Origin of the sequence: Cupriavidus laharis (assembly GCF_914271435.1) — a bacterium.
In the GTDB taxonomy this organism is placed as follows: Bacteria; Pseudomonadota; Gammaproteobacteria; order Burkholderiales; family Burkholderiaceae; genus Cupriavidus; species Cupriavidus laharis.
The window spans coordinates 478,400-493,381 of sequence record NZ_CAJZAI010000004.1 but is presented as its reverse complement, the minus strand read 5'-3'; the positions used below and the strand labels follow the sequence as shown (position 1 = coordinate 493,381).

Annotated in this window: 12 protein-coding genes and 3 tRNA genes; 2 read left to right on the top strand and 13 right to left on the bottom strand. The window is 63.7% G+C overall.

The window, feature by feature from the left end; genetic code table 11:
* Positions 1–3: 3 nt before the first annotated feature.
* Positions 4–702: an ABC transporter ATP-binding protein gene (locus LDO29_RS12055; RefSeq protein ID WP_224080007.1), complete on the bottom strand. Its 699-nt coding sequence runs from the start codon at positions 700–702 to the stop codon at positions 4–6.
* On the opposite strand from LDO29_RS12055, the gene LDO29_RS12050 reads away from it, so the two are divergent.
* A complete protein-coding gene (locus LDO29_RS12050; RefSeq protein ID WP_396022653.1) occupies positions 701–1,357 on the top strand; it encodes an arylesterase in 657 nt (218 codons plus the stop codon). The genes LDO29_RS12055 and LDO29_RS12050 overlap by 2 nt on opposite strands.
* A gap of 78 nt (positions 1,358–1,435) precedes the next feature.
* On the opposite strand, the gene LDO29_RS12045 is transcribed toward LDO29_RS12050, so the two are convergent.
* From LDO29_RS12045 to mnmC, 8 genes are all read right to left on the bottom strand, one after another.
* The gene (locus tag LDO29_RS12045) at positions 1,436–3,385 is read right to left on the bottom strand and encodes a SurA N-terminal domain-containing protein (RefSeq protein WP_224080006.1); all 1,950 of its coding nucleotides are present in this window, start codon (positions 3,383–3,385) and stop codon (positions 1,436–1,438) included.
* Between the two features lie 195 nt (positions 3,386–3,580).
* Positions 3,581–3,657 (bottom strand) — tRNA-Asp (locus tag LDO29_RS12040).
* Positions 3,658–3,702: 45 nt separating this feature from the next.
* Positions 3,703–3,778, bottom strand: a tRNA-Val gene (locus LDO29_RS12035).
* Positions 3,779–4,032: 254 nt separating this feature from the next.
* Positions 4,033–6,444, bottom strand: coding sequence for an endopeptidase La (lon, locus tag LDO29_RS12030; protein ID WP_224080005.1), 2,412 nt, complete (start codon positions 6,442–6,444; stop codon positions 4,033–4,035).
* Between the two features lie 253 nt (positions 6,445–6,697).
* A complete protein-coding gene (gene clpX, locus LDO29_RS12025; protein ID WP_224080004.1) occupies positions 6,698–7,975 on the bottom strand; it encodes an ATP-dependent Clp protease ATP-binding subunit ClpX in 1,278 nt (425 codons plus the stop codon).
* Between the two features lie 228 nt (positions 7,976–8,203).
* Positions 8,204–8,854: an ATP-dependent Clp endopeptidase proteolytic subunit ClpP gene (clpP, locus tag LDO29_RS12020; protein WP_211948088.1), complete on the bottom strand. Its 651-nt coding sequence runs from the start codon at positions 8,852–8,854 to the stop codon at positions 8,204–8,206.
* Between the two features lie 90 nt (positions 8,855–8,944).
* Positions 8,945–10,300: a trigger factor gene (gene tig, locus LDO29_RS12015; RefSeq protein ID WP_224080003.1), complete on the bottom strand. Its 1,356-nt coding sequence runs from the start codon at positions 10,298–10,300 to the stop codon at positions 8,945–8,947.
* A 152-nt stretch (positions 10,301–10,452) separates the two neighbouring features.
* Positions 10,453–12,459 (bottom strand): bifunctional tRNA (5-methylaminomethyl-2-thiouridine)(34)-methyltransferase MnmD/FAD-dependent 5-carboxymethylaminomethyl-2-thiouridine(34) oxidoreductase MnmC, encoded by a 2,007-nt coding sequence (gene mnmC, locus LDO29_RS12010; RefSeq protein ID WP_224080002.1) that lies wholly within the window; start codon positions 12,457–12,459, stop codon positions 10,453–10,455.
* Positions 12,460–12,577: 118 nt separating this feature from the next.
* On the opposite strand from mnmC, the gene LDO29_RS12005 reads away from it, so the two are divergent.
* A complete protein-coding gene (locus LDO29_RS12005; RefSeq protein ID WP_224080001.1) occupies positions 12,578–13,435 on the top strand; it encodes a 23S rRNA (adenine(2030)-N(6))-methyltransferase RlmJ in 858 nt (285 codons plus the stop codon).
* Here LDO29_RS12005 and LDO29_RS12000 read toward each other — a convergent pair.
* The 4 genes from LDO29_RS12000 to LDO29_RS11985 all read right to left on the bottom strand — a co-directional run bounded on the left by LDO29_RS12000 (position 13,432) and on the right by LDO29_RS11985 (position 14,969).
* A complete protein-coding gene (locus tag LDO29_RS12000; RefSeq protein WP_224080000.1) occupies positions 13,432–13,815 on the bottom strand; it encodes a VanZ family protein in 384 nt (127 codons plus the stop codon). The two genes, LDO29_RS12005 and LDO29_RS12000, sit on opposite strands and share 4 nt — an antisense overlap.
* Positions 13,816–13,907: 92 nt before the next feature.
* Positions 13,908–14,258 carry a BrnA antitoxin family protein gene (locus LDO29_RS11995; RefSeq protein WP_224079999.1) on the bottom strand — a complete coding sequence of 117 codons (351 nt, stop codon included), beginning with the start codon at positions 14,256–14,258 and terminating at the stop codon, positions 13,908–13,910.
* Positions 14,227–14,511 carry a BrnT family toxin gene (locus LDO29_RS11990; RefSeq protein ID WP_224079998.1) on the bottom strand — a complete coding sequence of 95 codons (285 nt, stop codon included), beginning with the start codon at positions 14,509–14,511 and terminating at the stop codon, positions 14,227–14,229. The genes LDO29_RS11995 and LDO29_RS11990 overlap by 32 nt, the downstream gene beginning before the upstream one ends.
* Before the next feature lie 371 nt (positions 14,512–14,882).
* Positions 14,883–14,969, bottom strand: a tRNA-Leu gene (locus LDO29_RS11985).
* Between the last annotated feature and the right edge of the window lie 13 nt (positions 14,970–14,982).

Here is a 14,982-nt window from a genome sequence, read left to right as displayed (position 1 = left end):
CGTTTAAACCTCCGTCGCCATCCACTCGTCGCTGGCCACGCGGCCAGCGTCAATCGTCAATATGCGGCTGCAACGCGCCGCTACCGAGCGGTCGTGGGTAACCAGCACCAGCGTGGAGCCGGCATCCCGGTTGAGTTCGAACATCAGCGCGATCACGGCCTCGCCAGTAGACGTATCGAGGCTGCCCGTAGGCTCGTCGGCAAACAGGATATCGGGACGCGTGACGAACGCACGGGCAAGCGCCACACGCTGCTGCTCACCGCCCGAAAGCGTGCGCGGATAGTGGTTGAGCCGTGCGCCCAGGCCGACGCGTTGGAGCATATCGACCGCCCGCTCCCTGACCTGTTCCGTTTCGCCGCGCAACTCGAGCGGCAACATGACATTCTCCAGCGCAGTCAGGTGCCCCACGAGCTGGAACGACTGGAACACGAAACCCACATGCCTGCCCCGCAGCGCGGCACGCTGATCCTCGTCCAGCGCAAAGAGGTCCTGGCCCATGAGCCGCACGGCGCCGCTCGTAGGCAGGTCCAGCCCGGCCAGCAAGCCGAGCAGCGTGGACTTGCCCGAGCCCGATGCCCCCACGATGGCAAGCGTTTCGCCGCCCGTGACGGAAAACGTGACGTCGTGCAGAATCGTCAGCGAACCGGTCGTATCGGCAACGGTCTTTCCCAATGACTCGACGTCGAGGATGGAAGAGGACATGAAGAGTTGGATCCGAAGCAGTTGGCACAAGGCGGCACTGGCCGCCTGCATGGCCTTCGTGGTGTCGGCGGCAGCCGCCGCCGCTCAGGCAGCGCCTGCCGTACTGGTGCTTGGCGACAGCCTCTCGGCCGAATACGGCATCGCGCGCGGCTCTGGCTGGGTCAGCCTGCTGCAGCAGCGCTTGCAGAAAGAGCGCCTTGATTATAGCGTCGTCAACGCGAGCATCAGCGGCGAGACCACGATTGGCGGCAAGACACGCCTGCCGGAGCTGCTGGCGCGGCATCGCCCCGCCGTCGTCATCGTGGAACTGGGCGCCAATGACGCCTTGCGCGGCCTCTCGCTGACGGTAACCGAATCCAACCTGCGCACGATCGTTGGCGGCGCGCAGAAAGCCGGCGCCCGCGTGCTGCTGATCGGCATGCGCATCCCGCCGAACTACGGCCAGGACTACACTGAGAAGTTCTTCGCGCTCTATCCACGGCTGGCCCGGGAATTCAAGGCACCGCTGGTGCCGTTCTTCCTCGACAAGGTCATCGCGCGCCAGGACTGGTTCCAGCCAGACCGCATCCATCCGACCGCGGATGCGCAGCCCGCCCTGCTGGACACCGTATGGCCCCAGCTCAAGCCCTTGCTCAAGGCCGGCGGGAAAGGCTGACGACAATGCACGCTGACTGCACAAAAGAAAAGACCCCTGCCAAAAAATATGCAGGGGTCTTTGCCGTTGGTCCGGGTCTTATTGTGCAGCTGCGTCGCTGCCAGCCGCCGTATCGGCCGCCGCTACCGGCCTGAGGATCTTGACCTTCGAGCGTGCCTTCAGGCTCTCGTAGTAGGCACCAAGCTCTGTCTGGCCAGCCAGTTGCGCAAGCTGCTGTGCTTCCGCCTGGCGCTGGCCATCGTTGGCTTGTTGCGGCTGGGTGACCTTGGTAATGCGGTAGACCGCGTAGCCGTTCGCGCCCAGGTCCACGCCGACCACGGCGGGCAGCTTCGAGGCATCCGCCCGCATGATGGCTTCCACTGCCTTGGGCTCCATGCCTTCGGCCTTGGCACGCGACACCATGGTGACAGTGCCGAAGCCTTGCGCGCTGTCGCTCTTCTTCAGCGCCTCCAGGCGTGCCTCCCCGTCCTTGCGGGCCAGTTCCGCGGCCTGCTGGGCGACGTAGCCTCCGCGCACCTTGGCTTCGACCTCCTCGAACTTGCGCACGGTTGCCGGGCGGTATTCCACGATGCGGGCCGCAACCAGCGTAGTCGGGCCGACCTGGATGGCCTCTGTGTTGCGCTTGTTCTTGATGGCGTCATCGCTGAACAGCGCCTTGAGCACCTTCTCGTTGTTGAGCGGGTTGTTCTCGCCCAGCGCCGCGCTCGGCTGGCGGGTCACGTTGTCCGCGGTCTGGATCGTCAGCTTGAACTTGTCGGCAGCGGGCTTCAGGCTGTCGGACTGCTCGTACACCATATTGCCGAACGCATCGGCATCTTCCGCGTACTTCTTGGCGGCAAACTGCTTGCGCAGCTCGGCCTCCAACTCGGGCCGCACGGCATCCAGCGGCTTGGTCTCGGCCGGCTTGATGCCGGTCAGCTTGATGATGTGGTAGCCGTAGTCCGTTTCCACCACGTCGCTGATCTGGCCTTCCTTGAGCGCGTACATGGCATCCTCGAACGGCTTGACCAGCGCGCCATGGCCCATGAAGCCGAGGTCACCGCCCTTTTCCGCCGAACCCGGGTCCTGCGATTGCTTGCGCGCCACGTCCGCAAACGTGTCGGGGTGCTTGCGCAGGTCTTCCAGCAACTTGCTTGCCTTTTCCTTGGCCGCCTGGCGCTCCGCCGCCGGAGCATCCTTGGGCGCCGCGATCAGGATATGGCTCGCGCGGCGCTGCTCATCCGTGCGGAAGCGCGCGATGTTGCTGTCGTAGTAGGACTTCAGTTCCTCCGGCGTGACCGCCTGCGCTGCCGCCAGCGCATCGCCGGACAGCACGACATATTCCACCTTGGCCTGCTCGGGCACCGAGAACGCCGACTGGTGGCTCTCGTAATATACCTTCAGCGCAGCGGCATCCGGCTGTACCTTGGCCGTGTAGTCGGCCGGCTTGAACAGCAGCGCCTGCACGTCGCGCTGCTGGTCGCGCACGGCGATCAGACGGTCGAGCAGCGACTTGGGTATGAACGCCGTGCCGGCGATCGAGGCGCCCAGCTGCTGCGTGGCCAGGTCAAAGCGCATGCGCGCATCGAACTGCTCCGGCGTCATGCCCTGCGCCGCCAGCAGTTGCAGATAGGCCTTGTCGTCGATCGAGCCATCCTGCTTGCGCGGCAGTTGCGCAATGGCCGGGATGCTGTTGATCGCCTCGAACAGACGTGCGTTCGACACCGTCAGGTGCTCGCGTGCCACCTCGTTGGCCACCACGCGCTGCAGGATCAGCTGGTCCATCACGCTCTTGCGCAGCGCCGGGCCTTCGAACTGGCGCGGATCGTAGCTGGCCCCCAGCATCTGGCGCATGCGTTCGCTCTGTTCACGCACCACGTTGTCCAGTTCCTGCACCGTGATCGCGCGGCCGTCGACCTTCGCGACATCGTGCGAGCTGTCCATGAAGCGCGAATAGCTCTCCACGCCAAAGAACACGAACGAAGGAAAGACAAGCACCAGCAGCAGCAAAAGCATCAGGCGCCGGTTGTTGCGTACGAAATCAAGCATGCGGACTCGGGTAAGAGGGTTGGCACGAAGGTCAAACTCCGCGATTCTAGCAGGAGCCGGGCGCTGCACCGCCATTTGGCGCCCCCTGGAAGCGTTGCAGATGCGGGGCACAATCCCGCATCTCGCCAGATTGGGAGCGCTGGCGCCACAAAGCAAAAATGCCCGCATCTGCGGGCATTTTTGCATGACATGATCTGGCGGAGTGGACGGGACTCGAACCCGCGACCCCCGGCGTGACAGGCCGGTATTCTAACCGACTGAACTACCACTCCTTTGTCGGTTCCTGCGAAAGCCAAGGCACATCCGCGATGGTGAAGTGGTGGGTGCTGAGGGGTTCGAACCCCCGACCTACGCCTTGTAAGGGCGCCGCTCTACCAGCTGAGCTAAGCACCCACTTGACCATCGCAGGCACAGCAGCCTGCAGGGTATCTCGCTTCGCACGACTCGGCGGTTACTGCATGGTTGCCGCTGTTTGCGTTGCGAGGCCGCGATTGTAATACGAGAGTTTTCGATTTGCCAAGCACTGATCGCAATCATCCCGCAAAGATTCGCATCGAACACTCTGCACCATCGCAATAGAGAAAAACGCCGCGGATGTGACTCCGCGGCGTTCTGGCCTGCCCTGCGGCAGGCGGATGGCAGACGGATCAGTGATGGATCATCTCGACCTTGGCCGTAGCCTTGTCCGCCACCTCGGCGGGCTTGGCATCCTCCTCGGGCAGCGGCTCGGGCTTGCGCTCGAGTGCCAGCTCCAGCACCTTGTCGATCCAGCGAACCGGCACGATCTCGATGGCGTTCTTCACGTTGTCAGGAATCTCGGCGAGATCCTTCACGTTTTCCTCGGGAATCAGCACCAGCTTGATACCGCCACGGTGAGCAGCCAGCAGCTTCTCCTTGAGGCCGCCGATCGGCAGCACTTCACCGCGCAGCGTGATCTCGCCGGTCATGGCCACATCCGCACGCACCGGGATGCCAGTCAGCACCGACACCAGCGCCGTCGTCATGGCGCCGCCAGCCGACGGACCGTCCTTGGGCGTCGCGCCTTCGGGCACGTGGATGTGGATGTCGCGCTTCTCGAACATCTCATCCGGAATGCCCAGGCGACGTGCCCGCGAACGCACCACCGAACGCGCAGCCTCGACCGACTCCTTCATCACATCGCCCAGCGAACCGGTGCGGGTGATGTTGCCCTTGCCCGGCATGATCGCGGCTTCGATGGTCAGCAGATCGCCGCCCACTTCCGTCCATGCCAGACCCGTCACCTGGCCAACCTGGTTTTCCTTGCCGGCCAGGCCGAAGTCGTACTTGCGCACGCCGAGGAACTTGTCCAGGTTCTCCGAATCGACTTTGATCGTACCCGACTCCTTCTTCAGCAGCAGGAGCTTGACCGCCTTGCGGGCGATCTTGGACACCTCGCGCTCGAGCGAACGGACACCGGCTTCGCGCGTGTAGTAGCGGATGATGTCGCGGATCGCAGCATCGCTCACTTCGATCTCGCCAACCTTCAGACCATTGTTCTTGATCTGCTTCGGCAACAGGTAACGCGTGGCAATGTTGAGCTTCTCTTCCTCGGTGTAACCCGACAGGCGGATCACTTCCATACGGTCAAGCAGCGGCGGCGGAATGTTCAGCGAGTTCGACGTCGCCACGAACATCACGTCCGACAGATCGAAGTCGACCTCGATGTAGTGGTCCTGGAACGTGTGGTTCTGTTCCGGGTCCAGCACCTCGAGCAGCGCCGACGACGGATCGCCGCGGAAGTCCATGCCCATCTTGTCGATCTCGTCGAGCAGGAAGAGCGGATTGCGCACGCCGACCTTCGACAGGCTCTGCAGGATCTTGCCCGGCATCGAACCGATATAGGTACGGCGGTGGCCGCGGATCTCGGCCTCGTCACGCACGCCACCCAGTGCCATACGCACGAACTTGCGGTTCGTGGCGCGCGCCACCGACTGGCCGAGCGAGGTCTTGCCCACGCCGGGAGGCCCAACCAGGCACAGGATCGGCGCCTTGACCTTGTCCACGCGCTGTTGCACGGCAAGGTACTCAAGAATGCGTTCCTTGACCTTCTCGAGACCGTAGTGGTCTTCATCCAGCACGCGCTCGGCGTTGGCCAGGTCGTTGTTGACCTTGCTCTTCTTGCGCCATGGCAGGTTCACCAGCGTGTCGATGTAGTTGCGCACGACGGTGGCTTCGGCCGACATCGGCGACATCAGCTTGAGCTTCTTGAACTCGGCGTCGGCCTTCTTCTTGGCTTCCTTCGGCATGCGCGCAGCCTTGATGCGCTTGTCGAGCTCTTCCAGGTCGGCGCCTTCTTCGCCCTCGCCCAGTTCCTTCTGGATAGCCTTGACCTGCTCGTTCAGGTAGTACTCGCGCTGGCTCTTCTCCATCTGGCGCTTGACGCGGCCACGGATGCGCTTTTCGACCTGCAGGATATCGATCTCGCCCTCGAGCTGCGACAGCAGGCTTTCCAGGCGCTCGGTCACGTTGACCATCTCCAGGATCTTCTGCTTCTGCTCGAGCTTGATCGGCAGGTGCGCGGCGATCGTGTCGGCCAGGCGCCCTGCCTCGTCGATTCCCGACAGCGAAGTCAGGATCTCCGGCGGGATCTTCTTGTTGAGCTTCACGTACTGGTCGAACTGCGACACGATCGCGCGGCGCAGGGCCTCGGTCTCGGCGCTTTCGGCCGGCGCAGGCGGCACGGGAACGGCTTCGCACATGAAGTGCGACTCGTCCTCGCTGACCTCGCGGATGTTTGCGCGCTGCGTGCCTTCGACCAGCACCTTCACGGTGCCGTCCGGCAGCTTCAGCATTTGCAGGATATTGGCGATGCAGCCGACCTCATACAGGTCGTCGGCGGTCGGTTCGTCCTTGGCGGCAGTCTTCTGCGCCACGAGCATGATGCTCTTGCCCGACTCCATCGCAGTCTCAAGCGCCTTGATGGACTTCGGGCGTCCCACGAACAACGGGATCACCATGTGCGGAAACACCACCACGTCGCGCAGCGGCAACAGTGGGAGGCGAATCGGCTCGGCCGGGAGGAGTTGTGTTCCGGACATCATTTTCCCCAAGTCAGTCATTTAAGGCGTAAATTGGGCCGCCCAAATCGATTACAAGATACCGCGACGAAACCGATTCGGATTGACAGGCTGATGTCGCATCCTGCACTTGCAGGCCCCTCTGGAACAGCATACCCGCGTTTCCTCCTCTTCGTCGGTTGAAATAAACAAAAAAAGCCGCTCGCTTCTACGCGAACGGCCTTCTGGCTGGCTGCCGTGGGCTCCTGACCACTTTACCCGGACAGCGCTCGCGTCAGTTGGAGCCTGACACCTTCGGCTGCTGCTCCTCGTACATCAGCAGCGGCGGTGCGTCCCCGTTAATGGTGCTCTCGTCGATGACCACTTTCTGCACGCCCTTGTAGTTGGGCAGGTCGTACATGACATCCATCAGCGACTGCTCAAGGATTGACCGCAGCCCGCGCGCGCCCGTCTTGCGACGGATCGCCTTGCGGGCGATGGCCGACAGCGCCGCCGGACGGATTTCCAGCTCGACGCCTTCCATCGCCAGCAGCTTCTGGTATTGCTTGACCAGCGCATTCTTGGGCTCGACTAGGATCTGCACCAGCGCCGTCTCATCCAGCTTGGCCAGCGTGGCGACCACCGGCAGGCGGCCGATCAGTTCGGGAATCAGGCCGAACTTGATCAAGTCTTCCGGCTCGGTCTGCGGCAACACTTCGCTGACGTCACGCTCTTCCTTGCTCTGCACCTGCGCAGCAAAACCGATGCCGGTCTTGTCCGAGCGCTGCATGATGACCTTCTCCAGGCCGTCAAATGCTCCGCCGCAGATGAACAGGATGTTGGTGGTATCCACCTGCAGGAAGTCCTGATTCGGGTGCTTGCGGCCACCTTGCGGCGGTACCGAGGCCATGGTGCCTTCGATCAGTTTCAGCAGCGCCTGCTGGACGCCTTCGCCCGACACGTCGCGCGTGATCGACGGGTTATCCGACTTCCGGGAGATCTTGTCGATTTCGTCGATGTAGACAATACCGCGCTGCGCTTTCTCGACCTCGTAATTGCAGTTCTGCAGCAACTTCTGGATGATGTTCTCGACATCCTCGCCGACATAGCCGGCTTCGGTCAGCGTGGTCGCGTCCGCGATCACGAACGGCACGTTGAGCAGGCGAGCCAGCGTCTGGGCGAGCAGCGTCTTGCCCGAGCCGGTCGGGCCGATGAGCAGGATGTTGCTCTTGGAAAGCTCGACATCATCCTTCTTGCCAAGGTGCTTCAGGCGCTTGTAGTGGTTGTACACCGCTACTGCCAGAATCTTCTTGGCCTGTTCCTGACCGATCACATACTGATCCAGGCTTTCGCGGATCTCGTGCGGCGTAGGCAGGTCGGAGCGCGTGGCCGTTGCCGCATCTTTCTCGGATGCCGTGGCTTCGTCGCGGATGATTTCGTTGCACAGGTCGATGCATTCGTCGCAGATGAACACCGACGGGCCGGCAATCAGCTTCTTCACTTCATGCTGGCTCTTGCCGCAGAAGGAGCAGTAGAGAAGCTTCTCGCTGGATGAACCTTTTTTTTCCGCCATAGGAATCAGTCACTTAGCAGTGTGCGCACTGCGACACGGAGGGCGTCGCAGGAGTACGCTTCTAACGCATCATACGCCAAAACAATTTGCCCAGCCGGCGGGGGTTACCCCGGTATGTGGGACAAATGCAAAAAACGAGGCACAAGGCCTCGTTCAGGTGTAGCCTGTGCCGATTGGCCAGCCAACATGCCGCCGCATAAGACCTTGCCGCGGCGGCAGCCCGCAGCATCAGCCGCGGCGGGCAATGACCTTGTCGATCAGGCCGTAGTCCACTGCCTGGTCGCCGCTCATGAAGTTGTCGCGATCGGTGTCGCGCGCAATCTTCTCGACCGGCTGGCCGGTCACTTCGGACAGGATGCTGTTCAGACGCTCGCGCAGATACAGGATCTCGCGTGCCTGGATCTCGATATCGGAGGCCTGGCCACGCGCGCCGCCCAGCGGCTGGTGAATCATGATGCGCGAGTTCGGCAGAGCGGAACGCTTGCCCTTGGCACCAGCCGCCAGCAGGAACGCGCCCATGCTCGCTGCCATGCCCATGCACAGCGTCTGTACATCGGGCTTGACGAACTGCATGGTGTCGTAGATCGCCAGACCTGCCGAGACCGAACCGCCCGGCGAGTTGATGTACAGCGAAATATCCTTGTCCGGGTTCTCGCTTTCCAGGAACAGCAACTGCGCCACCACCAGGTTGGCGGTCTGGTCATTGACCTCGCCAACCAGGAACACCACGCGCTCCTTCAGCAGGCGCGAGTAGATGTCGTAGGCGCGCTCGCCCCGGCCGGACTGCTCGACCACCATCGGCACCAGCCCCAGACCCTGGGTTTCCAGCGCCGAAGCCTGCGTGGTGGCGAGACGGTCAAGCAAATCATTGCGGGTCATGCAAGTTCTCCAGGGTATCGTTGGATGGCAAGGAACGCCGGGCTTCACATCCCCGCGCCGTGGCGCGGGGGCTGCGAATCATGCCGGACCTCAGGCTTGCGGTGCGTTGCCTTCGGCGGTCAGTTCCTCGAAGGACACCGTCTTGTCGGTGACCTTGGCCTTGTCGCACACGAAATTTACCACGTTGTTTTCGAGCACGTAGGCTTCCATCTCGGCCAGGCGCTGCTGGTCGCCGTAGTACCAGCGCATGACTTCCTTCGGGTCTTCGTAGCTCTTGGCGAAGTCCTCGATCTCGGCCTTGATCTGGTCGGCCTTGGCTTCCAGGCCGTGGGCCTTGACGATCTCGGCCAGGATCAGGCCCAGCTTGACACGGCGCTCGGCCTGCTGCGCAAACATCTCGGCCGGAATCGGCATGTCCTTGGCGTTCGGCATGCCACGCTGTTCCAGGTCGCGGCGGGCCATCTGCACCAGGCGCTCCTGGTCCTGCTCGATCAGGGCCTTGGGCACATCCAGCTCGCTCACCTTCAGCAGCGCTTCCATGACCTGGTCCTTCAGCATGGCGTGCGTGCGGCGCTTCACTTCACGCTCGAGGTTCTCGCGGATGTCGGCGCGCATCTTCTCGATGCTGCCGTCGGCGATGCCCAGCGACTTGGCGAACGCATCGTTCACTTCCGGCAGGTGGGCCCACTCGATCTTCTTCAGCGTGACGGTGAACTCGGCGGTCTTGCCGGCCACGTCCTTGCCGTGATAGTCGGCCGGGAACGACAGCGGGAAGCTCTTGCTCTCGCCAACCTTCAGACCCAGCGTGGCAGCCTCGAACTCGGGCAGCATGCGGCCTTCGCCCAGCACGAACGGGAAGTCCTCGGCCTTGCCGCCGGCGAACTCCACGCCTTCGATCTTGCCGACGAAGTCCAGCGTGACACGGTCGCCGTTCTGGGCGGTCACGTCGCCGCCGCCGTCGCCGTGCTCACCAGCTTCGCCACGCACGTGGTAGTGCACGCGTTGCTTGCGCAGGATGTCGATGGTCTTGTCGATTTCGGCGTCGGTGATATCGGTCTTGGTGCGCGTCACTTCCGCGCCCGACAGGTCGCCCAGCTTGACTTCCGGGTACACCTCGAAGGTGGCGTCGAACGCGACTTCGTCCTCGCCCACGCCTTCGGTCTTGATCTCGAACTTCGGCTGGCCGGCAACCTTGACCTCCTGTTCCTTCGTGATGTCGAAGAACTTGCGGGCAGCCTTGTCGAAGCGCACTTCGAATTCGACTTGTTGGCCGTACTGCTTCTCGACCATCTTCATCGGCACCTTGCCCGGACGGAAGCCCGACATCTTCACCGTCTTCGACAGGCGAACCAGGCGTTCCTGCTTTTCCTTTTCGACTTCGGCCTTGGGAATGGCCAGGGTCACCTTGCGGTCCAGTTTGCCGAGGTTTTCAATGACGTTCGACATGGTCGTGATCCAATCCAGAAATGTAGTTGTGTTCGTAGCGCAATCGCTTGCGCGCCGGCCAGTCCGGCACTGGCGCGTGCCCGCGAATTGCAAGGTCCGCGCAAACGGAAAACGGGCATTATCGCACGATTCGCGTCCGGTTCCGGCAGTTTTTACCCTGACGCACCACCAGAATGCTCTTCTGTGCGGACCACTTGCCCATGGCGCAGCGCACGCAGGAGCAAGCGCGCCGGATCCACGGCATCGGCCAGGTCAGCTTCCAGCGGGAGGGGCTCGCCCTCGATCTGGCTTGCCAGCAATTCCGCCCCCAGTGCCGCCCATGTGAGGCCGCGCGACGCATAGGCAAGTGCCACGTAAAGCCCCGGCAGGCGCGGAACGTCGCGCAAGTGCGCCCCGCGCAATGCCACCGCCGCGGCAGCGGCGGCTGCCTCGTCCGGCATCTGGCCAATCATTGGCAAGCGGTTGTGGGAAACAGTGCGCACGCCGACATACCCACTCATCCGGCTGGCGTCCAGGTTCCTGACTGCCTCACCAGCCCCAGGCAACAACCCGGCCAGACGCTCCAGGTTCGCGGCGTGCACTTCCGTGCGCGCCACCAGCGGCCCTTCGTCGGCTTCATAGCTGGACCCTACCCGCACACTGCCATCTTCCGCGCTGGGGAGCAGGTACCCTGCCCCCGTCACCACGCAATCGGGCCATTGCCCAAGCAGCCCGACCTGCTCCGGCGCAAGCGTGGTGAGCTGGCCACGTACACGACGGATCACCTGGTGCCGCATCGGGGCAAGCCTGGGCGCTTCGTGAGCATTGGCCAGAACCAGGACGGGAGCCGACGCCAGGGTGGCGCCATCGTGACCGATGGCCTGCCACGCATCGTCGCACCGGCGGATGCGATCCACGCGCGTCCCAAACCTCGCGTGGACGGCATCTCCCGCGCGGCGCAACTGCGCATTGCAGATGTCCGGCGGCGCCACCCAGCCGCCCTGGGGGAACCACAGCCCCCCACGCGGCACGCCGGCGTGGTGATGGGTGGCAGCTTCCCCGGGCGTCATCCAGCGCACGAAGGACTCCGGCAGTCCCAGCGCCTCGAGCGCAGCGCGTTGCGCTTCGGACTCCGCTTCGTTTTCGCCGATCTGGAGCACCCCGCACCCATGCCATCCCACCGGATGCCCAGCCGCAGCCAGCGCGGCCCAGGCACGCAGCGCGTACTGGTTTCCCGCGCGCGACAGGCGGGACAACAGGCCGTCGTCGGCCGAGATATGCGCATGCATGGCGGCCGCACGATGGGATGACGTCTGCCGGGCGGGGCCATCGTGGGCATCCAGCAGCGTCACCTGCCAGCCGCGCGAGGCAAGTCTTTCCGTCACGGCGCAGCCGGCCAGCCCAGCGCCGATCACGATGGCATGCCGCACCTTCCAGTCGCCGGCCGGACTTGGCGCATGCCGCCTCGACTTCCACCCCGGGCGGAATGCCGCAACCGTCATGTCGCGCTTGCCGCCGAAGCCCGGCGCCTTGCGCGCCTCGAAGCCGGCTTCCTGCAGCCCACGGCGCACGAACCCCGCCGCCGTGTAGGTCGCGAGCGTGGCGCCCGGCCGCGCCAGGCGCGCCAGCCCGCGGAACACCGCGGGTGACCACATATCCGCATTGCGCGCCGGGGAAAAGCCGTCCAGGTAGAACGCGTCGGCTCCCGCCGCAAGCTTTGGCAGCACGGTCTCGATATCGCCCAGTGCGAGTGTCAGCGTCACGCCGCCACCTTCGAAGGCAAGCCGGTGCAGGCCGGGCAGCGCTTCCGGCCAGGCCGCCTGCAACTGCATGGCAAGCGGCAACAATTCCGCCAGCCCGGCATGCAGTTGCCCCAGCCCCTGGCGCGTGAACGGGTGCTTTTCGATCGAGACGAAGTGCAGGCGGGTGCAGCGCTGCGGATCATTGCGCCACGCTTGCCAGGTCGCCAGGAAGTTCAGCCCCTGCCCGAAACCGGTCTCTACGATCACGAACTGCTCGCGCCCCGCCCAGGCCAGCGGCAGCCCGTTGCCGGCAAGGAAAACGTGACGCGCCTGCGCCAGGCCGCCTTTGGCGCTGTGGTAGACGTCGTCGTAGCGTGGGGAATACGGGGTGCCTTCGGCAGACAGGATGGGCTCGGCGGGCTCGAGTGCGCGCGGCATAGGCAGGACAGGAAGCAGGAACGCGAGTCAGGGGGCGACTGGCGGCGGATGGTAGCATAGCGCCCCATCCTGCAACCCCGGCTCCGCCTTCCCGGCCGCCGCCCCGCGCTGATCCGCCATGCTGTCCTATCGCCACGCCTTCCATGCCGGCAACCATGCCGATGTCCTCAAGCACGCCGTTGTGGTGCAGTTGCTCGAGCACCTGACGCAGAAAGACAAGGCGTTCTGGTACATCGACACGCACGCGGGCGCGGGCCTCTATGCGCTGGATCATGCCTACGCGCAGAAGAAGTCGGAGTTCGAGACTGGCATCGGCCCCCTATGGCGCGCCGCCGCCAGTGGCACCCCGCTGTGCCCGATGCTGGAGGACTATCTGGACCAGGTGCGGGCGCTGAATCCGGACGGGCAGCTTCGCCACTATCCAGGCTCGCCGTGGCTGGCCTGGCAGATGCTGCGCGACCAGGACCGCCTGCGCCTGTTTGAACTGCACAGCACCGAAATCCAGGTGCTGCGCGACAACTTTCGCGGCGCCGGCCGAAAGGTCATGCTCTATGACGGCGACGGCTTCGGCGGCATCAAGGCCATCCTGCCGCCGCCCCCGCGCCGCGCGCTGGTGCTGATCGACCCGTCCTATGAAGACAAGCAGGACTACGCACGCACCGTGCAGACGGTCCAGGACGGCCTGCAGCGCTTTGCCACCGGCATCTACGCAGTCTGGTATCCGCAAGTCCAGCGTCGCGAATCGATACAGCTGCCCGTGCAGTTGAAGAACCTGCCGCTGAAAAGCTGGCTGCATGTCAGCCTGACGGTCAAGCATCCGGTTGCCGGCGGCCTGGGGCTGCACGGCAGCGGCATGTTCATCGTCAACCCGCCGTGGCGGCTCAAGGAATCGCTGCAGGAGGCCATGCCGGTGCTCAAGGAACTGCTGGCGCAGGACGACGGCGCCGGCTTCGTGCTCGAAGCTGAGGAAAACTAACCGCGCGATGCGCCGGCACGCTGCCGGCCAGCCCACGCCAGCACCCAGTCGAGCCCCACGGACACCAGCAGTCCAATCGAGTCCGCCAGCACGTCGGCGGCGTCCGCGTCCCGGTACGACGTCATGCCCTGCAGAACCTCGATCAGCACGCCATACCCCACAAGGGCCAGCAGCACCGCCGTACGTTTGCCCGCATAAGCATGCTGGCCGAGGCAGCCGAGCATCAGAAAAGCCAGTACGTGGTTGGCCTTGTCCCAGCCCGTCGTGGGTATCGGTTGCGTGGGCGGCATGAGGGCCAGTACCAGCACTGCGATCAGGCAAGGCCAGAACAGCAGGCGCCAGCGTCGCGGCGTCCATGGAAATGCGGGCTTGGAAGGCATGCGTCAGCGTGCGATTCAGGAAATACCGGCATATTACCGGCAACCACCGGGCCGAACAGGCTGCCAACCACCCGGCCAGTGTTCGTCGCGCCTCACTCCCGCGGCAACATGCGATGGGCCTTCAGATAGGCTCGCAGCACGTCGTTGATGCGAGTCTGCCAGCCCTCACCAGTTGCCTTGAACGCCTCGATGACATCGCGGTCGGCCCGCATATTGAGGGTGACCTTGCGCTGGTCTGCTGGCAAGGCCGGCCTGCCCCGAGGCTTGAGCAGTGATCGGGCTACTGCCTCGCCAGCCAGCTTCGGCAGCACTTCGCGCGCCGGCTGCATTTCCGCGAGTTCCTTTTCCGTAAGCGGAGGGTTGTCCGCGTCAGACTCGGCGGCAAGCGTCAGCGCCTGGTCCTCTGCGCTGTCAGGAATATGGATCTTGCGTTTCGACGACATACTTGAACACCTCTCGGCGATTGGCCTTGCGCAGGCTGATAACCCGTACTGTCTCGCCACGCATCGTAAAGACCAACACGTGGACACGATCGCCGATCAGTCCGATAGCAACGATGCGCGCTTCGCCGTATTCGTACCGGGCATCCCTGCGCATGATGGCAGTGTCCATTTCGAAGTCTCCAGCCGTGGCCAGAGACACGCCATGCTTTACCAGATTGGCCCGGTCCTTGTCTGGGTCAAATTCGATCAGCACTTATTTAGTGTATAGGCAACAAATCTTGTGCACAAGAATTTTTTGCCTATACAAAAACTTCGGGAGAATTCCGCTTCGGCAGCAGAAATTGACGCGCCTCGTTCGACCTCAAGGGCCGACGGTTTCGCCCGCTTGGGCGTATGTCGCTCCGCTTGTTTCAAGCACCATGCCATCGCCGGATCCACGCTTTGATGTAGGGGTGCCGAGCTTAGCGTAGGGAAGATACGGAAACGTTAGCGCCAGCGACGCCGGGAGTGCCAGCAAGGCGCTCTTTGTCAAATATGGCTTGCTGCGAAAGGCTGCTCGGAAGGCCTGCGCGCCGGAACTGGGGATGTCGCCCGTCGGCCACAAAGGAGCCTGGGCAGAGATGATGGTGCGAGGGAGGGGACTCGAACCCCTACACCATTGCTGGCGTCAGGACCTAAACCTGGTGCGTCTACCAATTTCGCCACCCTCGCGGTCCTTGCGGCC